At 68.5% G+C, this 18225-nt stretch carries 16 protein-coding genes; 10 read left to right on the top strand and 6 right to left on the bottom strand.

Going from position 1 to position 18225, the window contains the following annotated elements; all coding sequences use genetic code 11:
- Positions 1–23 precede the first annotated feature (23 nt).
- Both B2J89_RS08655 and B2J89_RS08650 read right to left on the bottom strand, forming a co-directional pair.
- Positions 24–3206, bottom strand: a complete 3183-nt coding sequence (locus tag B2J89_RS08655) for an efflux RND transporter permease subunit (protein WP_169168746.1) — start codon at positions 3204–3206, stop codon at positions 24–26.
- Between the two features lie 7 nt (positions 3207–3213).
- Positions 3214–4407, bottom strand: coding sequence for an efflux RND transporter periplasmic adaptor subunit (locus B2J89_RS08650; protein WP_169168745.1), 1194 nt, complete (start codon positions 4405–4407; stop codon positions 3214–3216).
- Positions 4408–4462: 55 nt separating this feature from the next.
- Here B2J89_RS08650 and hpnC point away from each other — a divergent pair, with 55 nt between their 5' ends.
- Positions 4463–5329 carry a squalene synthase HpnC gene (hpnC, locus tag B2J89_RS08645; RefSeq protein ID WP_205763764.1) on the top strand — a complete coding sequence of 289 codons (867 nt, stop codon included), beginning with the start codon at positions 4463–4465 and terminating at the stop codon, positions 5327–5329.
- Between the two features lie 27 nt (positions 5330–5356).
- Here hpnC and B2J89_RS08640 read toward each other — a convergent pair whose 3' ends face one another.
- Positions 5357–5797: a CBS domain-containing protein gene (locus B2J89_RS08640; protein WP_169168744.1), complete on the bottom strand. Its 441-nt coding sequence runs from the start codon at positions 5795–5797 to the stop codon at positions 5357–5359.
- 382 nt (positions 5798–6179) lie between these two features.
- Between B2J89_RS08640 and B2J89_RS08635 the strand changes: the two genes are divergently transcribed.
- From B2J89_RS08635 to B2J89_RS08615, 5 genes are all read left to right on the top strand, one after another.
- Positions 6180–7139 carry a bile acid:sodium symporter family protein gene (locus B2J89_RS08635; protein WP_169168793.1) on the top strand — a complete coding sequence of 320 codons (960 nt, stop codon included), beginning with the start codon at positions 6180–6182 and terminating at the stop codon, positions 7137–7139.
- 124 nt (positions 7140–7263) lie between these two features.
- Entirely contained in the window at positions 7264–8181 is a 918-nt protein-coding gene (gene ybiB, locus B2J89_RS08630; RefSeq protein ID WP_169168743.1) for a DNA-binding protein YbiB, read from the top strand.
- Between the two features lie 89 nt (positions 8182–8270).
- The gene (locus tag B2J89_RS08625; protein WP_240964780.1) at positions 8271–9515 is read left to right on the top strand and encodes an NAD(P)/FAD-dependent oxidoreductase; all 1245 of its coding nucleotides are present in this window, start codon (positions 8271–8273) and stop codon (positions 9513–9515) included.
- Positions 9516–9676: 161 nt separating this feature from the next.
- A complete protein-coding gene (rpsU, locus tag B2J89_RS08620; protein WP_007833691.1) occupies positions 9677–9889 on the top strand; it encodes a 30S ribosomal protein S21 in 213 nt (70 codons plus the stop codon).
- A 205-nt stretch (positions 9890–10094) separates the two neighbouring features.
- The gene (locus B2J89_RS08615) at positions 10095–10541 is read left to right on the top strand and encodes a GatB/YqeY domain-containing protein (RefSeq protein WP_169168742.1); all 447 of its coding nucleotides are present in this window, start codon (positions 10095–10097) and stop codon (positions 10539–10541) included.
- A gap of 64 nt (positions 10542–10605) precedes the next feature.
- Here the strand turns inward: B2J89_RS08615 and B2J89_RS08610 are convergent, their stop codons facing one another.
- A complete protein-coding gene (locus B2J89_RS08610) occupies positions 10606–11586 on the bottom strand; it encodes a LysR substrate-binding domain-containing protein (protein ID WP_371809052.1) in 981 nt (326 codons plus the stop codon).
- A 168-nt stretch (positions 11587–11754) separates the two neighbouring features.
- Between B2J89_RS08610 and B2J89_RS08605 the strand changes: the two genes are divergently transcribed.
- Entirely contained in the window at positions 11755–12846 is a 1092-nt protein-coding gene (locus tag B2J89_RS08605) for a tartrate dehydrogenase (RefSeq protein ID WP_169168740.1), read from the top strand.
- A gap of 333 nt (positions 12847–13179) precedes the next feature.
- On the opposite strand, the gene B2J89_RS08600 is transcribed toward B2J89_RS08605, so the two are convergent.
- Complete coding sequence (locus B2J89_RS08600; RefSeq protein WP_169168739.1) at positions 13180–13860, bottom strand: hypothetical protein; 681 nt, start codon at positions 13858–13860, stop codon at positions 13180–13182.
- A 345-nt stretch (positions 13861–14205) separates the two neighbouring features.
- Positions 14206–15591, bottom strand: a complete 1386-nt coding sequence (gene pmbA / locus B2J89_RS08595; RefSeq protein WP_169168738.1) for a metalloprotease PmbA — start codon at positions 15589–15591, stop codon at positions 14206–14208.
- Between the two features lie 95 nt (positions 15592–15686).
- On the opposite strand from pmbA, the gene yjgA reads away from it, so the two are divergent.
- The 3 genes from yjgA (at position 15687) to B2J89_RS08580 (ending at position 18170) form a co-directional block, all read left to right on the top strand.
- On the top strand, positions 15687–16346 hold the full coding sequence (gene yjgA, locus B2J89_RS08590; RefSeq protein WP_169168737.1) for a ribosome biogenesis factor YjgA: 660 nt from the start codon (positions 15687–15689) through the stop codon (positions 16344–16346).
- Positions 16339–16932 (top strand): molybdopterin adenylyltransferase, encoded by a 594-nt coding sequence (mog, locus tag B2J89_RS08585; RefSeq protein ID WP_169168736.1) that lies wholly within the window; start codon positions 16339–16341, stop codon positions 16930–16932. Before yjgA ends, mog begins: the two co-directional genes overlap by 8 nt.
- Before the next feature lie 137 nt (positions 16933–17069).
- Entirely contained in the window at positions 17070–18170 is a 1101-nt protein-coding gene (locus B2J89_RS08580; protein WP_169168735.1) for an NAD(P)-dependent alcohol dehydrogenase, read from the top strand.
- Positions 18171–18225 lie beyond the last annotated feature (55 nt).

Here is an 18225-nt window from a genome sequence, read left to right as displayed (position 1 = left end):
ATTTTACCCTGTTGCGACGGCCCTCAAACGTCGGGCTGGGGGCGGCGCACGCGGAACCAGGCCGCGTACATGGCCGGCAGGGCCAGCAGCGTGAGCACGGTGGCCACCACCAGCCCGCCCATGATGGCCACGGCCATCGGCCCCCAGAAGACGCTGCGCGACAGCGGGATCATGGCCAGCACCGCGGCAGCCGCGGTGAGCACGATGGGGCGCAGGCGGCGCACCGCCGACTCGACGATCGCGTCCCAGGCCGGCACGCCGCGCGCCCGGTCCTTCTCGATCTGGTCGATCAGGATCACCGAATTGCGCTGGATCATGCCCATGAGCGCAATCACGCCCAGGAGCGCCACGAAGCCGAACGGCCGCCCCAGCAGCAGCAGCGCGCCCGCCACCCCGGCAATGCCCAGCGGCCCGGTGATGAACACCAGCATGGCACGGCTGAAGCTGTGCAGCTGCAGCATGAGCAGCGTGAACGTGATGAACAGCATGATTGGGACGCCGGCCGCAATCGACGCCGAGCCCTTGGAACTCTCTTCCACCGCGCCCGCCACCTCGATGCGGTAGGCACTGTGGCCCGCGCCGTGCCAGGCGGCCTCGATCTGGCGCAGCTGTGGCAGCAGCGCCTCGGTCACCGTGGCACCTTGCAGGCCCTCGACCACGTCGCCCTGCACGGTGATGGCGTAGTCGCGGTTCTCGCGCCACATCACGCCCGGCTCCCAGGCCAGCACCGGCTTGGCGATCTGCGTGAGCGGAATGGACCGGCCCGAGACCGTGGGCAGGTAGGCGTTGGCGATGTCGGTGATCAGGCGGCGCTCGTCCTCGGGCTGGCGCAGCACGATGTCGATCAGCTTGTCACCCTCGCGGTACTGACCAACCTGCGCCCCCGACTGCATCACCTTCGAGGCCTGGGCGATCGACTGGCTGCTCACGCCCAAAGCGCGCGCCTTGGCCTGGTCGACGTCCAGGCGCATGACCTTGACCGCCTCGTTCCAGTTGTCGTTCACGCCGCGCATCTGCGGCCAGGCATACAGCGCCTCCTTGACCTCGTCGGCGCGCGCGCGCAGCGCCAGCGGGTCGGGCCCGACCACGCGGAACTGCACTGGGTAGGGCACGGGCGGCCCATTGGGCAGCAGCTTGACACGGCCGCGCACCTCGGGAAATTCGCTGGCCAGCAGCGCCGGCAGCTTGACGCGCAGCGTCTCGCGCACCTTCAGGTCCTGCGACAGCACGATGAACTGCGAGACGTTGGTCTGCGGAAACACCTGGTCCAGCGGCAGATAGAAGCGCGGCACGCCCGAACCCACCCAGGTGCTCACGCTGGCCACGCCCGGCTCGGCGCGCAGGCGCGCCTCCACGCGGCGCGTGACCTCTTCGTTGCCGGCGAACGAGGTGCCTTCGGGAAACCACACGTCCACCATGATCTCGGGCCGGCTCGAATCGGGGAAGAACTGCTGCTGCACCCGGCCCATGCCGACGATGCCGAGCGAAAAGATCAGCACCGTGGCGCCAATGGTCAGCCAGCGGTGTTCGACGCACCAGTGAACCGTGCGCCGGAACGCGGTGTAGAACGGGCTGTCGAACACCTCGTGCGGATCGGCCGTGACGCCCTCGGCCGCGCCCGGCCCCGCGGGCAGCGGCTGCACATGGGCCGGCGTCTTGAGCAGCAGCGTGCCCAGATAGGGCACGAAGTACACCGACACGATCCACGACAGCACCAGCGCGATCACCGTCACGGCAAAAATCGCAAAGGTGTATTCGCCCGTCACCGACTTGGCCAGGCCGATCGGCAGAAAGCCTGCCGCCGTGATCAGCGTGCCCGTGAGCATCGGAATGGCGGTGATCTCGTACGCGAAGGTGGCCGCGCGGACCTTGTCGTAGCCCTCCTCCATCTTGCGCACCATCATCTCGACGGCAATGATCGCGTCGTCCACCAGCAGGCCCAGCGCAATGATCAGCGAGCCCAGCGAGATCTTGTGCAGGCCGATGTTCCAGTACCACATGGCCAGGAAGGTGACGGCCAGCACCAGCGGAATGGTGATGCCCACGACCAAGCCCGGGCGCGGGTCGATGTACCAGCGCTTCCACCACGGGTGCTGGCCCGCGCGCTTGTGCAGGCCCAGGGCGACGAAGCTCACCGCCAGCACGATGACCACGGCCTCGATCAGCACCATGACGAACTCATTGACCGAGCGGGCCACCGACTGGGGCTGGTCCTGCACGTTCACCAGGCGCACACCGGCGGGCAGCTGCTTGCCGATGGCTTCGGTCGTGCGGTGCAGCGCCTTGCCCAGCGCGATGATGTCACCGCCCTTGGCCATGGACACGCCCAGCGCGATCACCTCCTGGCCCTGGTGGCGCACCTTGACGGCAGGCGGATCGACATAGCCGCGCTGCACATCGGCGATGTCGCCCAGGCGCAGTTGGCGCCCCGAGGCGCCGCGGATCGGCATGGCGCGCAGGTCTTCGATAGCATTGAACTGGCCGGCCACACGCACCTGCACCTGGTCGTGCGGCGTCTGCACCGTGCCCGCGTTCTCGACCGCGTTCTGCTGGCCTAATGCGCTAAGCACCTGGTTCATGTCCAGGCCCAGCTGCGACAGGCGCTTCTGCGAGATCTCGATGAAGAGCTTTTCGTCCTGGACGCCAAACAGGTCGACCTTGGCCACGTCGGGCACGCGCAGCAGCCGCTGGCGCACGTCGTCGGCAAATTCCTTAACCTCGGCGTTGCTGAAGCCCTCGGCTTCCAGCGCATAGATCACGCCATAGACGTCGCCAAAATCGTCGTTGAAAAACGGCCCCTGCACGCCCTGCGGCAGGGTCAAGCGCATGTCGCCCACCTTCTTGCGCACCGTGTACCAGATGTTGGGCACCTCGCTGGCCCGGGACGAGTCCTTGATCTGGAAGATGATCTGCGACTCGCCCGGCTTGGAGTAGCTGCGGATCTTGTCGGCGTAGGGCACTTCCTGCAGCGTGCGCTCGATCTTGTCGGTGACCTGCTCGGCCACCTGCTGCGCGGTGGCGCCGGGCCAGTAGGTGCGCACCACCATGGCGCGGAAGGTGAACGGCGGGTCTTCGTCCTGGCCGAGCTGGAAATAGGCGCCCACGCCCATCAGCAGCAGCACGATCATCAGGTAGCGCGTGAGCGCCGGGTGGTCGAGCGCCCACCGGGAAATGTTGAAACCGGCCTGGGGTTGCACTGGCGTCATGGTCGGCTCACGGCTGGGATGCGGCGGGGGCAGCGCCGGGAGCGCCCGCAGGCGCTACGCTATCAGGAGCTGAAGACGCTTTACCGGAGGGCGTTTCAGCCCATTTTGGCTGATAAACCGTGACCTTCTGCCCCGGCGCGAGCACATGCACGCCCGTGGCCACCACCTGCATTCCCGGCGCCAGGCCCGCGGCCACCACGGCCGCGTTGCCGTCGGCGCTGGCAATCTGCACGTCCTGCGAGCGCACCGTGCTGGTCGCGGGGTCGTACACCCACACCGCCGTGCCCTGGCCCTGCTGGCGCAGCGCCGTCGTGGGCAACGTGATCGCCTGCGTGCCAGAGTGGCTGAGCGCCTGCGGCGCGACATAGACCGTGGCGCCCAGGGGCGCCGCCGCAGCCGCGTCGATGGCCACCTTGACCGCATAGGTGCGCGTGACCGGATCGGCGCTGGCCGCCACCTCGCGCACGCGGCCGGCCGTGGCCTTGCCGCCCGACCAGGCGCGCACGCCCACCGCCTGGCCGGGCTGGATCTGCGCGACCTTGTCTTCGGGCACCGCGAACACCACGTCGCGCGCGCCGTCCTGGGCGATGCGCACCACCGGCGTGCCGGCCGCCACTACCTGGCCGGGCTCGGCGTCGATCCCCGTCACCACGCCCGAGACATCGGCCACCAGACGCGTGTAGCCGGCCTGGTTGCCCTGGGAGGACGACTGTGCGCGCGCCTGCGCCAGCGTAGCCTGCGCGGCCTTGAGCGTCGCCTCGCGGCGCTGCAGCTCGGCGCCGCTGATGAAGTTCTGGTCTTTCAGCGCGGCGTAGCGCTGGAAGTCGGCCGCCGCCAGGTCGCGCTGGGTTTGCGCGGCGCTCACCTGGGCCTGGGCCGCCTGTGCGGCGAGCTGGTAATCCTGCGGATCGAGCTGCGCCAGCACCTGTCCGGCGCGCACGCGCTGGCCCAGCTCGGCCTGCCGCTGCACGATCTTGCCGGCGACGCGAAAGCCCAGGCTCGACTCGACGCGCGCGCGCACCTCGCCCGCATATTCGATCTGCGACTGCAGCGCCCCGACGCCCACGGTGAGCAGCTTGACCGAGCGCACCGGCTCGGGCGACGGCTCGGGCCGCGAGCAGCCGGCCAGTGCCAGGACGGCGGCAGCGCAAACCCAAAACAGCCCCTGGCGGGGCGACGGAAGTGCGTTCAAGGTGCGCATGGCAAATCCAGTGAAAATTACTGACTGACTGGTTAGTAATCTAGGTGATCTCACCCTGGATTGTCAAGCGACAATCGGCGCCGTGACCCCCCAGCCCATCACCCACTACGAAAACTTCCCCGTCGCCTCGCTGCTGTGCCCACCCCAGCTGCGCGCGCCGATTGCCGCCCTCTACGCCTTTGCGCGCACGGCCGACGACATTGCCGACGAGGGCGAGGCGCCCGCGGCCCAGCGCCTGGCCGACCTGGCCGCCTACCGCGCCGACCTGCAGGCGATCGCGGCCGGTGGCGCGCCCTCGGCGCGCTGGGCCGCCGTGTTCACGCCCCTGTCCGCCGTGCTGCGCAGCCACCGCCTGCCGGCGCCGCTGCTCGGCGACCTGCTCAGCGCGTTCGTGCAGGACGTGGAAAAAACCCGCGACGGCGCCGGCTATGCCGACCGCGCCGAACTGCTCGACTATTGCCGCCGCTCGGCCAACCCGGTCGGGCGCCTGCTGCTGCACCTGTACGGCGTGCACGACGCCGAGGCCCTCGAACAGAGCGACGCCATCTGCACCGCGCTGCAGCTCATCAACTTCTGGCAGGACCTGGGCGAGGACATCCCGCGCGGGCGCTTCTACCTGCCAGAGGCCGACTGCGCTGCCCACGGCGTGCGGCGCGCCGACCTGCAAACCCTGCGCAGCACGCCACAGACTACTGAATTGATAGCTGCCAGCACAGTCTGGGCAAGGGCTACCATGCTAAAAGGCTCGAAACTGGTGCACCAGCTGCCCGGCCGCGCCGGCTGGGAGCTGCGCCTGGTGGTCCAGGGCGGCCTGTGCATCCTCGACAAGGTCGATACGCTGCGCGGCGCCAGCCTGCACACGCGCCCGCGCATCCGCGCCTGGGACGCTCCGCTGATGCTGGCGCGCGCATTCGCCATGTAGCGTCTGCTGCCGCGCCGGCGCGGCGGCTCAGGGGCGCGTTCCGGTGATGTAGTGCTCCATCTGTTCGATGATGAATTTCTGCTCCGAAATGATGTCCTTGACCAGGTCGCCGATCGAGATCATGCCGAGCAGCACGCCGTCTTCCACCACGGGCAGGTGGCGCAGGCGGTTCTCGGTCATCAGCGCCATGCACTCCTCGCTGGTTTGCTGGGGGCCGACGTACATCACCTGCGAGGTCATCACGTCGCGCACCAGCGTCGCGGCCGAGGTGCGGCCCATCAGCGCGATCTTGCGCGCGTAGTCGCGCTCGGTCAGGATGCCGACGATGGTGTCCCCCTCCATCACCAGCAGGGCCCCGATGCGTTTGTCGGCCATGCGCTGGAGCGCATCGAACACCGAGGCAGACGGCGCGATGGAGTGCACGACAGGGTCGGCTTTGGACTTGAGGATTTTGCTCACGGCTGTCATGGGTCGGACCTCCCGGATAAATGTGCACATGCGTGGGACAGTGTCAGTCCACCGGACGCACAGCGCAAGCCATGCGCGGACCGCCACTGTGCACGCGGCCACGGGGCACGGCCGAGCTATGGCAGCGAAACCCCCGGATCCGGCTATGGGATTTTCGCCTCCTTACAATCGGGGAAAACCCTGCATACACCCGCCACCCCGGGCCCGTCTGCCACCGGCGCACCACCCGTGCGCCGCACGCCCGCCGCGCGCACCCCGTGCGGCCTCCGCGCGCAGGGGCCACCGAACTTTCCACCCTGCGCCGCCGCCCCGCCCCGCTGCCCCCACCCTGCCGAGCCGCAGGGCGCGCACGGCCGTCGCCCTTCAAGGAACCCCCACCATGATGCAGGCCATCGCCCGCCTGAGCCAGTTTGTCGGCAAGACCTTTGCCCTCTGGACACTGCTGTTCGCAGCCCTCGCCTTCTTCTCCCCCGACACCTTCCGATGGATCGGCCCCTACATCGTGCCGCTGCTGGGTCTGATCATGTTCGGCATGGGCCTGACGCTGTCCAAGGACGACTTCAAGGAGGTCGCCAAGCGCCCTCTGGACGTCGCCATCGGGGTGCTGGGCCAGTTCATCATCATGCCGGGCCTGGCGTGGGGCCTTTCCAAGGCGCTGGACCTGCCGCCCGAAGTGGCGGTGGGCGTGATCCTGGTGGGCTGCTGCCCCGGCGGCACGGCGTCGAACGTGATGACCTACCTAGCGCGCGGCGACGTGGCGCTGTCGGTGGCCATCACCTCGGTGACCACGCTGCTGGCGCCGGTGGTGACGCCCGCGCTGATCTACCTGCTGGCCAGCCAGTGGCTGGAGGTCAGCGCCGCCGCGATGTTCTGGTCCATCGTGCAAGTCGTGGTGCTGCCGATCGCCCTGGGCGTGCTGGCGCAGACGCTGCTGCGCGAGAAGGTCAAGGCCGCCGTGTCCGTGCTGCCCCTGGTGTCGGTGGCCGCCATCGTCGCCATCGTCGCCGCCGTGGTCGCGGGCAACCAGGCCAGGATCGCCACCAGCGGCCTGCTGATCTTTGCCGTGGTCGTGCTGCACAACGGCCTGGGCCTGCTGCTGGGCTACTGGCTGGGCAAGCTCACGGGCATGGACGTGTCCAAGCGCAAGGCGCTGTCGATCGAGGTGGGCATGCAGAACTCGGGCCTCGGCGTGGCCCTGGCCACCGCCCACTTCTCGCCGCTGGCCGCCGTGCCCAGCGCCATCTTCAGCGTCTGGCACAACATTTCGGGGCCGCTGGCGGCCACGCTGTTCCAGCGCCTCCAGAACGCCCCCGCGGCCCCCGCGCCGGCCGAGACGCGCTGAGCGCGGGCCGGGCGGCGGCGCCAGCCGCCCCGCCACCCCGCGGCCGGCGTCTTGCCCGCCGGCCGCTGGCCCTGCTGCAGTGCACGACAATGCCATCCCATCTGCAGCACCACACCTCACTCCCATGGGCATTCGCCACTACCTCAAAGACATCGGCCGCGGCAAGGACGGCGCGCGCGCCCTCAGCCGCGACCAGGCCACCGACCTGATGGGCCAGGTGCTCGACGGCACCGCCAGCGACCTGGAAGTGGGCGCGTTCTGCGTCGCGATGCGCATCAAGGGCGAAACGCCCGAAGAAATGGCGGGCTTTCTCGATGCCGTGCACGAGCGCCTGGAGATGCTGCCCGCCAGCAGCCGCCCGCTGGTGGTGCTGCCCAGCTACAACGGCGCGCGCAAGCTGCCCGTGCTCACGCCGCTGCTGGCGCTGCTGCTGGCGCGCGAAGGCCTGCCCGTGCTCGTGCATGGCACGGCGACCGAGGACCGCAGCGCCCACAGCGCGGACGTGCTGGCCGCGCTCGGCCTGCCCGCCCTGCAGGCCCTCGGCGAGATCGAGCCCGGCCAGGTGGCGTTTGCGCCGACCGCGCTGCTGCTGCCGGGCCTGCAGCGCCTGCTCGAAGTGCGCCGCACGCTGGGCCTGCGCAACAGCGCGCACAGCCTCGTCAAGCTCATGGACCCGCTGGCCCCCGTGGCCGGCGACAGCCTGATCGTGGGCAGCTACACGCACCGCGAATACGCGCAGTCGATGGCCGCCACGATTGCCCTGACCGGCAGCGACGCGCTGCTGCTGCGCGGCACCGAGGGCGAGCCCGTGGCCGACCCGCGCCGCACGCCGCAGATGGACGGCTTTCTGGCCGGACAGCCGCAGCCGTGCCTGCAAGAGGCCCAGGGTGGCCCGCTGACCGCGCTGCCCACGCTGCCCACGGCCATCGACGCGGCGAGCACGGCCGGCTACATCCGCGCCGTGCTCGCCGGCAGCCTGCCGGTGCCCGCGCCGATCGCCCTGCAGGTCGTGCACATCGTGCGCCTGACCGCGCAGATCTGAATGCCGCCCGGCACGGTGCGGCCCGCGCGCGCTGCGCACTCCTGATTCAATAGCTGCTTGCGCAATACCCGCAAGCGCTGGAGCCACTTTTGACCCATTTTTACGATGCCACTGTGATCGGCGCCGGTGCCGCCGGCCTGTTCTGCGCAGCCCAGGCCGGGCAGCGCGGCCTGAAGGTGCTGCTGATCGACCATGCCGACAAAGTCGCCGAGAAGATCCGCATCTCGGGCGGCGGGCGCTGCAACTTCACCAACCGCGACCTGGACCCGGCCGCGCCGCACAAATACTTCGTCGGCCAGAACCCGCAGTTCTGCCGCTCGGCGCTGTCGCGCTACACGCCGCAGGACTTCATTGCACTGCTGCAAAAGCACGGCATCGCCTTCCACGAAAAGCATAAGGGCCAACTGTTTGCCGACCGCTCGGCCGAAGACATCATTGCCATGCTGCTGGCCGAATGCGCCGCCGGCGGCGTCGAGCACTGGCAGCCTTGCAGCGTCAAGAAAGCAGAGTTTTTGGCCGCAAACGCTGACGGAAAAAACGCTGGCAGCTATCAAATCCATACAGACCGCGGGCCGGTGCAGGCGCGCAGCGTGGTCGTGGCCACGGGTGGGCTGTCGATTCCCAAGATCGGCGCCACCGATTTTGGCTACCGGCTGGCGCAGCAGTTCGGCGTGCCGCTCATCGAGCGCCGCCCCGGCCTGGTGCCGCTGACCTTCGACGGCGCCGACTGGGCCCCCTATGCACAGCTGGCCGGGCTGGCGCTGCCCGTGGCCATCAGCACCGGGGCCAAGAAGGCGCGCATGGCCTTCGACGAGGACCTGCTGTTCACGCACCGCGGCCTGTCGGGCCCGGCGGTGCTGCAGATTTCGAGCTACTGGCAGGAGGGCACGCCGCTGGCCATCGACCTCGCGCCCGGCACCGACCTGGGCGCCGCGCTGCTGCAGGCCAAGGCGCGCTCGCGCAAGCGCATCGCCAACGAACTCGCGGCGCTGGTGCCCAGCCGCCTGGCCGACGCCTGGGCCAGCCAGGACGCCGACTGGCAGCGCCCGGTCAACGAAGCCTCGGACAAGGCCCTGGCGCGGCTGGCTGAGCGCCTGGCGCGCTGGGAGCTCACGCCCATGGGCACCGAGGGCTACAAGAAGGCCGAGGTCACGCTGGGCGGGGTCGACACGCGCGCGCTGTCGCAGCAGACCATGGAATGCAAGGCCCAGCCGGGGCTGTACTTCATCGGCGAGGTGGTCGACGTGACGGGCTGGCTCGGCGGCTACAACTTCCAATGGGCCTGGGCCAGCGCCGCGGCCTGCGCGCAGGCCCTGCCGGGCACGCACGCTTGACTTTTCTTGATTTGCACGGTGGCGCCGCTATAATGGCGGGCTTTCCTGGCATGCCCCGTCGGCCAAATACTAGTTACAGACGGGGAAACCGCCGCGCACGGTCTTGAGGCCCGATCTCCCCAAGACCCTCTGCGGGCAACATTTTTGGAAACCATTAGCTAATGACCACCATCCGCGTAAAAGAAAACGAGCCCTTTGACGTCGCCCTGCGCCGCTTCAAGCGCACCATCGAAAAACTCGGCCTGCTGACCGACCTGCGCGCCCGCGAGTTCTACGAAAAGCCCACGGCCGAGCGCAAGCGCAAGAAGGCTGCTGCCGTCAAGCGCCACTACAAGCGCGTGCGCAGCATGCAGCTGCCCAAGAAGCTGTACTGATCGCCGGACTCCAAGCCCGCTTGGACTCCCAACCCGCGCTAGGGACGCCAAGCGCGGGTTTTTTGTTTTCAGGGTTTGCAAAAAGCCTCTCTGGCGCCGTTGCAGCGCCTTGCCGTAGCTGAACTACTGTCTGCGGCGCTGCGCCTGGCCAGAAAGGCTTTGTGCAAACCCTCTGCCTCTCCCTTATCCAATAAAGGAAGCCGCCATGAGCCTCAAGGACCAGATCACCGAAGACATGAAGACCGCCATGCGCGCCAAGGACAGCGAGCGCCTGCTGACCATCCGCATGCTGCTGGCCGCCTGCAAGCAAAAGGAAGTCGACGAGCGCGTGGTGCTGGACGACGTGGCCGTGGTCGCCATTGTCGACAAGCTCATCAAGCAGCGCAAGGACTCGATCGCAGCCTTTGAAGGCGCGGGCCGCCAGGACCTGGCCGACAAGGAAAAGGCCGAGATGGCCGTGCTGCAGGCCTACCTGCCCGCCCGCATGTCGGCCGACGAGACCAGCGCTGCCGTCCAAGCGATCGTGGCCGAGCTCGGCGCCAAGGGACCGGGCGACATGGGCAAGGTGATGGGCGTGGTCAAGACCCGCCTGGCCGGCAAGGCCGACATGGGCCAGGTATCCGCTGCCGTGAAGGCGGCGCTGGCCGGCTGAGCTTTGCCATCTTATCGATAGCTACCGGCGCTTTGCAGACAAGCGCTGGCGGCTGTTTTCACCCTCAGGCACTCGGCTTCGGGCCGATACCCGCCGTCCTTCCATCGCCTGCTCCAGCGGCATCCACCTGCAGCGCACCGCGCCCCGTCCAGTGCGTGCGGAAATGCTCCTGCAAAAACTCCACGCACACGCGCACCTTGGCCGATCGGTCCAGCCGCGTGGGGTACACCGCCCACACATTGGCCTCCTGCTGCCAGTCGGGCAGCACCTGCACCAGGCGCCCTGCGCACAGGTGCGCGTCCACGTCCCAGAGCGAGCGCAGCGCAATGCCGCGCCCGTCCAGCGCCCACTGCACCACCATTTCGCCGTTGTTGGCCGACAGCGGACCGCGCACCTTGACCGTCTCGTCCACCGCGCCGCTGCGCAGCCGCCACACGCCAAACGGGTGGTCGCGCTCCTTGATCACCAGGCAATCGTGGCTGGGCAGCTCCGCCAGCGTGCGCGGCGTGCCGCGGCGCGCCAGGTAGGCGGGCGCCGCGCACAGCACGCGGCGGTTGCCGGCCAAGCGCCGTGCAATCAGGTGCGGCGCAATCTCGTCGCCCACGCGCACGTCCAGGTCGAACCCCTCGCCCGCCACGTCCACCAGCCGGTCGAAGACTTCGAGGCGCACCTGCAGCCCCGGGTGCAGCTCCACCAGCCGCGACAGCGCCGGCGCCACGATCTGCCGCCCAAAGCCAAAGCTGCTGCTCACCCGCAGCTGCCCGCGCGGCTCGCGCCGCGTGATGGCCACGTCCTGCAGCAGCTGGTCCATGTCGTCGAGGATGCGCTGCGCCCAGTGGAACACGCGCTCGCCCTCCTCGGTGACCGCCACGCGCCGCGTGGTGCGGTGCAGCAGCTTCACCGCCAGCTCCTCTTCGAGCAGGCGGATGCGCTTGCTCACATAGGCGGGCGAGACGCCCAGCTCGGCCGCGGCATCGCCAAAGCTCGATTTGCGCACCACCACGGTGAACACGCGCAGGTCGTCGGTGGCCGGATTTTTATGCACGGTGTGTGAAGAACAAGAGCACAGTTGCCGCATTGTATTTTTGAGTGCATGGCTGAACAATGCAGGCCAGCATCCGTCGTCACAAGCCACCCGCAGCGCGCTTTCCGCGTCCACGGCTCTAGTGGCTCCATCCATCCCACCCTTCTTCCCAGGCACCAAGGAACCCGAATGAGCACCCCCACGTACAAGATCGCCGTCATCCCCGGCGACGGCATCGGCAAGGAAGTCATGCCCGAAGGCCTGCGCGCCGTGCAGGCCGCGGCCCAGCGCTTTGGCATCCAGCTGGAAACCACTGCCATCGACTGGGCCAGTTGCGACTACCACGCCGCCCACGGAAAAATGATGCCCGACGACTGGAAGGCGCAGCTCTCGGGCATAGACGCGATCTTCTTCGGCGCCGTGGGCTGGCCCGCTACCGTGCCCGACCACGTCTCGCTGTGGGGGTCGCTGCTCAAGTTCCGCCGCGAGTTCGACCAGTACATCAACCTGCGCCCCGTGCGCCTGTTCGAAGGCGTGCCCTGCCCGCTGGCCGGCCGCAAGCCCGGCGACATCGACTACTACGTGGTGCGCGAGAACACCGAAGGCGAATACACGTCGCTCGGCGGCATCATGTACGAAGGCACCGACCGCGAAATCGTCATCCAGGAATCGGTCTACTCGCGCCACGGCGCCAACCGCCTGCTGAAATACGCCTTCGACCTGGCCCAGAGCCGCCCGCGCAAACACGTCACCCTGGCCACCAAGAGCAACGGCATCGCCATCAGCATGCCCTGGTGGGACCGGCGCGCCGACGATGTGGCCCAGGACTACCCCGAAGTCACGCTCGACAAGCAGCACATCGACATCCTCACGGCCCGCTTCGTGCTGGAGCCCGGCCGCTTCGACGTCGTGGCCGCGACCAACCTGTTCGGCGACATCCTGAGCGATCTGGGTCCGGCCACCACCGGCACCATCGGCCTCGCCCCTTCGGCCAATCTCAACCCCGAGCGCAACTTCCCCAGCCTGTTCGAGCCCGTGCACGGCTCGGCGCCCGACATCTATGGCCAGAACATCGCCAACCCAATCGCGATGATCTGGTCGGGCGCACTGATGCTGGACTTCCTGACGCAGGGCCAGGGCGCCGGCCGCGCGGCGCACGACGCCATCCTGGCGGCCATCGAAGAGGTGATCAAGAGCGGGCCGCGCACGCCGGACCTCGGCGGGACGGCGAATACCACGCAGGTGGGGGAAGCGATTGCGGCGTTGGTTGCCAAGTGCTGAGGGGCCGCCCGGCTTTCAGCTTCGCTCTTACTTTGCTAGCTGATGGCGCTTGGTACACGGGCGCCAGCAGCTATTTTCATTGGAACTTGCTTCAATCGAGAACGCCAAGGACGGCTCGCGACCCACAGCGGAAGCTCGCTTCCGTGAAAGCTGGCGGTGCGGGGGCACACATGGGCATCGTGCCGCGTACCCAGCAGGCCCGTCGATTCACCGGGTCGCGGAGCGATTCGACCTCCCGTGCGGCGTGCCCGGTGACTTTTATCGCGATGCTCCAGCCGGGCAAGAGCACCCTGATCGAGCCTGCGCGGAACGAGGCTCGCACTTCCATCCAAGTCAGTTCGTCGCGAAGCAGTACATGAGCCCCGCGCTGCCGCTCATTTTGAGTTGGTCGACGCTGCAGCCGAGCGTGCCGTGCGCCGAGTTCCACGAAGCGTTGGCGACCGGGTCGGGGTTGGTGCCCTTGTGGTCGTGGTGGCCCACGATGGCGGAGCCGCCCTCGCTCTTGGTCCAATTGCCGCAGGTGGTGTCCTTGCCCGGTTCGGGCACGGCCAGGGTGCCGTCAGGGCGCGAGCCGGTGAGGATGTCGTGGCGGTTGACCGCATCACCGAAGCCGGAGACGACGTCACCCTTTTCGGTCAGCGAGGTGTCCTTGCCGACCTTGGCGTTGGCGCTGTGCAGGTCGGCCACGCTGGTTGCGACGACCACGCCCTTGGCGTTGGTCCAGGGGCCGGTGCCGATGCGGTCGCGCGCATTGACAGCCGGCTGCCCATTCAAAGCGGCGGTGCTCAGGTATGCGCGCCAGGTTTTATGGCCCGCCCCGGCGCTCGCAGCCAGCGACTGGCAGTAGCGGTCGGCGCCGGCCAGGCCGCCGAGGTCGCCGCCCTTGCCGGGGTTAACGCTGGTGATGAAGAAGCTCATGGGGTTGCCGCCCGATGGCCCCATGGCGCCGCAACCAGCGACCAGGGCAAGCGTTGCAACGGCGGCGCTGGCGCAAAGAACGATGCGACGGGGCATGGGAGACTCCTCAGAGCACTGTGGGAGAGAGCAGGCTACTGCAACGCCGCGCCAGCGGCAAGCCAAGCCAGCACCCATGCAGAGGGCCGTCACCCAACATCATTGCGATGGAAGGACGGCCGGTCCTGGTCGCACCAGGACATCACGAAGCCATGAAGTGCCATTGGCCGCACCACTTCCGGCCATTGCCACAACCCCACTGCCCTGACCTGCGCGCACGGACAGGTCGGCAGCGCAGCCCGCGCCGTCCCTGCCCACAGCGCGGCGCATTGAAGCCAAATCGGCCTCAAGCGCTTGTGCAGCAAGCGTTGCAAGCTATAGAAAAAAGAGCTCCTCGCGGGCCGCTCAGCTGCCCGCCACCTTCATGCGATTGACGAGGATCGAGCCCACTGTCTTGGCGCCGTAGTTGTAGGCATCGGCGCCCACGGCCTCGATGCCCTTGAGCATGGTCTTGAGGTTACCGGCGATCGTGATCTCGTGCACGGGATAGGCGATCTCGCCGTTCTCCACCCAGAAGCCGCTGGCGCCGCGCGAATAGTCGCCGGTCACGTAGTTCACGCCCTGGCCCATGAGTTCGACCACGAACAATCCGGTGCCGAGCTTTTTGAGCATGGCATCGAGGTCGTCGCCGGCCTTGGTGCGGCGCGAGCTCAGCACCAGGTTGTGCGAGCCGCCCGCGTTGCCCGTGGTCTGCATGCCGAGCTTGCGCGCCGAGTAGCTGGACAGGAAATAGCCTTCCACGCGGCCGGCGTCGACCACCTTGCGCGCCTGCACGCGCACGCCTTCCTCGTCGAACGGCGAGCTGCCCTTGCCGCGTAGGATGAACGGGTCTTCGAGGATGTCGATGTGCTTGGGGAAGACCTGCTTGCCCAGCGAGTCGAGCAGGAACGTGCTCTTGCGGTAGAGCGCGCCACCGCTGACGGCCTGCACGAAGCCGCCGAGCAGGCCGGCGGCCAGCGGCGACTCGAACAGCACCGGGCATTCGGTGGTGGCGATCTTGCGGCTGCCCAGGCGGCTGAGCGCGCGCTGCGCGGCGTAGCGGCCCACGTCCTGCGGCGCCGACAACTCGCGGGCGTCGCGCATCGAGCTGTACCAGGAGTCGCGCTGCATCTCGCCGCGCTTGCCCGGCAGGCTGGCGATCGGCGCCACCGACAGGCTGTGGCGCGAGGTGGCGTAGCCGCCGCGGAAGCCGCGCGTGTGCGCGCTGAAGAAATGGCTTTGCTGGGCCGAGACGCCCGCGCCCTCGCTGTTGGTGATGCGCTTGTGGGCGCCAAAGGCGGCGGCCTCGCATTCGAGTGCAATGCGCGCGGCCTCTTCGCTGGTCAGTGCCCAGGGGTGGAACAGGTCGAGGTCGCGGTGGCTCTCGGGTGGGGCGATGTCGGCCGCGTCGGGCAGGCCGGCCACCGGGTCCTCGGCGGTGAAGCGGGCGATGTCGTACGCGGCCTGCACGGTGCGCTCGATGGCGGCGGACGAAAAATCGGACGTGCTGGCATTGCCGCGCCGGCGGCCGACGTAGACTGTCACGCCGAGCGATTTGTCGCGGTTGCGCTCCACGGTTTCCAGCTCGCCCTTGCGCACGCCGACCGAGAGCCCGCAGCCCTCGGAGGCCTCGGCACCGGCGTCGGTGGCGCCCAGCTTCTTGGCGTGCGCCAGGGCCTGGTCGACGAGTTGTTCGAAAAAGGGGCGGGAGTAGCTGAAGCCGGCTTCGGCCGGGGAGTGCGTATGGTTCATGGCGACGGCTATGATACTTGCCGCAGTGGCCCCCGCCCGGCGCGCCGCAGTCGCCGCACCCGCACAGGGGCTACCCTCATTCCCCGGATTCCACCATGTCACGCAAACCCAAAAAAGGCTACTTTGTGCGCGGCCAGTTCGTTGCCGAAGGCAGCGAAATGGACATCGAGCTCAAGGCCGAACTCAAAGGCACCTACGACGCCAGCCGCACCGACCTCAAGCGCGAGAGCGACGCGCTGCAGGACCTGGGCAAGGACCTGCTCGGCCTGCGCGCCGACCTGTTCAACGGCATCGGCCTGCCCGACAAACTGGTCGATGCCCTGGCCGAGGCCAAGCGCATCACCAACTTCGAGGGCAAGCGCCGCCAGATGCAGTTCGTCGGCAAGCTCATGCGCAAGCTCGATGCCGCCCAGGTGCAGGCCGCGCGCGACGCCCTCGAAGTGCAGCACAGCGGCTCGGCCCAAGAGAAACTGCAGTTGCACCTGGCCGAGCAGTGGCGCGACCGCCTGCTGGCCGAGGACAGCGCCCAGGCCGAGTGGATTGCCCACCACCCGGGCACCGATATCCAGCAGCTGCGCGCGCTGGTCCGCCAGGCGCGCAAGGATGCGCCGGTCGAAAACAACGCCACCGAATCCCAGGGCCTGGCGCCGCGCAAGGGCCGCGCCTACCGCGAGCTGTTCCTGCTGGTGCGCGCGCAGCTGGGCGGCGGCGGGGCCGACGGCGGCGAAGCCGCTGAGGACGACGCAGATGCATGACGCCGTCAAGATCGGCCTTGTCTCCGTCAGCGACCGCGCCAGCAGCGGCGTCTATGAAGACAAGGGCCTGCCCGCGCTACAGGACTGGCTGGCGCGCGCCCTGAAGAACCCGGTCACGTTTGAAACGCGACTGATTCCCGACGAGCCGGCCACCATCAGCGCTGCGCTGATCGACCTCGTGGACGCCGGCTGCAGCCTGGTGCTGACCACCGGCGGCACCGGCCCGGCGCTGCGCGACGTGACACCCGAGGCCACGATGGCCGTGGCGCACAAGGAAATGCCGGGCTTTGGCGAGCAGATGCGCCAGATCGGCCTGGCCTTCGTGCCCACCGCCATCCTCTCGCGCCAGGTGGCGGTCGTGCGCGGCCAGAGCCTGATCATCAACCTGCCCGGCCAGCCCAAGGCGATTGCCGAAACGCTCGAAGGCCTCAAGGACGACGGCGGCGCGCAGCGCGTGCCCGGCATCTTTGCGGCCGTGCCCTACTGCATCGACCTGATCGGCGGGCCTTACCTTGAAACGCACGACGCGGTCTGCAAGGCGTTTCGGCCCAAATCGGCGCTGCGCCCGCCCCGCACGGCGGGCTGAGCGCGCGGGCGCGCACGGGGGCGCCCGCGGGGAACCGGGCGATTGCTGCGCTCCCGCAATGACAGCGGCAGGCTTTTGGAGTAGACAGGCACGAGGGGCGCGCGCCGCGCGCCCCGTTCCACTGCACAGGAGTTCCCATGGGCACCATGATGAAAGCGGCCGTTTTCGTGGCCCCCGGCCGCATCGAGCTGGCCGACAAGCCGATTCCCGGCGTCGGTCCCAACGACGCGCTGGTGCGCATCACCACCACGACGATCTGCGGCACCGACATCCACATCCTCAAGGGTGAGTACCCGGTGGCCCCGGGCCTGACCATCGGCCACGAGCCGGTCGGCGTGATCGAAAAACTCGGCAGCGCCGTGATGGGCTACACCGAGGGCCAGCGCGTGATTGCCGGCGCCATCTGCCCGAACTTCAATTCCTATGCCGCGCAGGACGGCGTGCCGTCGCAGGACGGCAGCTACCTCGTCGCCAGTGGCCGCTGCGGCTGCCACGGCTACAAGGCCACCGCCGGCTGGCGCTTTGGCAACCTGATCGATGGCACCCAGGCCGAATACGTGCTGGTGCCCGACGCGCAGGCGAATCTTGCGCCCATCCCCGACGGCCTGACCGATGAGCAGGTGCTGATGTGCCCCGACATCATGTCCACCGGCTTCAAGGGCGCCGAAAACGCCAACATCCGCATCGGCGACACCGTGGTGGTGTTTGCCCAGGGCCCGATCGGCCTGTGCGCCACGGCGGGCGCGCGCCTTCTGGGGGCCACGACCATCATCGGTGTCGATGGCAACGACCACCGCCTGGACATTGCCAAGAAGCTGGGGGCCGACGTGACCCTCAACTTCCACCATTGCGACGTGGTCGAGGAGGTCATGAAGCTCACCGGCGGCCGGGGCGCGGATGCATCGATCGAGGCGCTGGGTACGCAGGATACGTTTGCATCGGCGCTGCGCGTGCTCAAGCCGGGCGGCACGCTGTCGAGCCTGGGCGTGTATGCATCGGACCTGACGATCCCGCTGTCGGCGTTCGCGGCCGGCCTGGGCGACCATCGGATCAACACCGCGCTGTGCCCCGGCGGCAAGGAGCGTATGCGCCGCCTGATGAACGTCGTGGCATCGAGCCGCCTGGACCTGGGCGTGCTGGTCACGCACCACTACAAGCTCGACGACATCGTGGCGGCTTACGACCTGTTCTCGCACCAGCGCGACGGGGTGCTGAAGGTGGCGATCAAGCCCCACTGAGGCGTTCCAGCACGGTTTCAAGCCAAATAGGCCTGCAGCCCTGGTACGACAAGCG

The sequence above is a fragment of the Acidovorax sp. SRB_24 genome (assembly GCF_012931925.1).
This window is presented reverse-complemented; position numbering and strand designations above follow the sequence as displayed.

Coding starts and splice junctions, on each gene's coding strand:
- ybiB (WP_169168743.1), top strand. CDS start 7,264: ATGGGCATTCGCCACTACCTCAAAGACATCGGCCGCGGCAAGGACGGC.
- B2J89_RS08580 (WP_169168735.1), top strand. CDS start 17,070: ATGGGCACCATGATGAAAGCGGCCGTTTTCGTGGCCCCCGGCCGCATC.
- rpsU (WP_007833691.1), top strand. CDS start 9,677: ATGACCACCATCCGCGTAAAAGAAAACGAGCCCTTTGACGTCGCCCTG.
- mog (WP_169168736.1), top strand. CDS start 16,339: ATGCATGACGCCGTCAAGATCGGCCTTGTCTCCGTCAGCGACCGCGCC.
- B2J89_RS08640 (WP_169168744.1), bottom strand. CDS start 5,797: ATGACAGCCGTGAGCAAAATCCTCAAGTCCAAAGCCGACCCTGTCGTG.
- B2J89_RS08600 (WP_169168739.1), bottom strand. CDS start 13,860: ATGCCCCGTCGCATCGTTCTTTGCGCCAGCGCCGCCGTTGCAACGCTT.
- B2J89_RS08650 (WP_169168745.1), bottom strand. CDS start 4,407: ATGCGCACCTTGAACGCACTTCCGTCGCCCCGCCAGGGGCTGTTTTGG.
- B2J89_RS08605 (WP_169168740.1), top strand. CDS start 11,755: ATGAGCACCCCCACGTACAAGATCGCCGTCATCCCCGGCGACGGCATC.
- B2J89_RS08615 (WP_169168742.1), top strand. CDS start 10,095: ATGAGCCTCAAGGACCAGATCACCGAAGACATGAAGACCGCCATGCGC.
- B2J89_RS08635 (WP_169168793.1), top strand. CDS start 6,180: ATGCAGGCCATCGCCCGCCTGAGCCAGTTTGTCGGCAAGACCTTTGCC.
- yjgA (WP_169168737.1), top strand. CDS start 15,687: ATGTCACGCAAACCCAAAAAAGGCTACTTTGTGCGCGGCCAGTTCGTT.
- pmbA (WP_169168738.1), bottom strand. CDS start 15,591: ATGAACCATACGCACTCCCCGGCCGAAGCCGGCTTCAGCTACTCCCGC.
- B2J89_RS08655 (WP_169168746.1), bottom strand. CDS start 3,206: ATGACGCCAGTGCAACCCCAGGCCGGTTTCAACATTTCCCGGTGGGCG.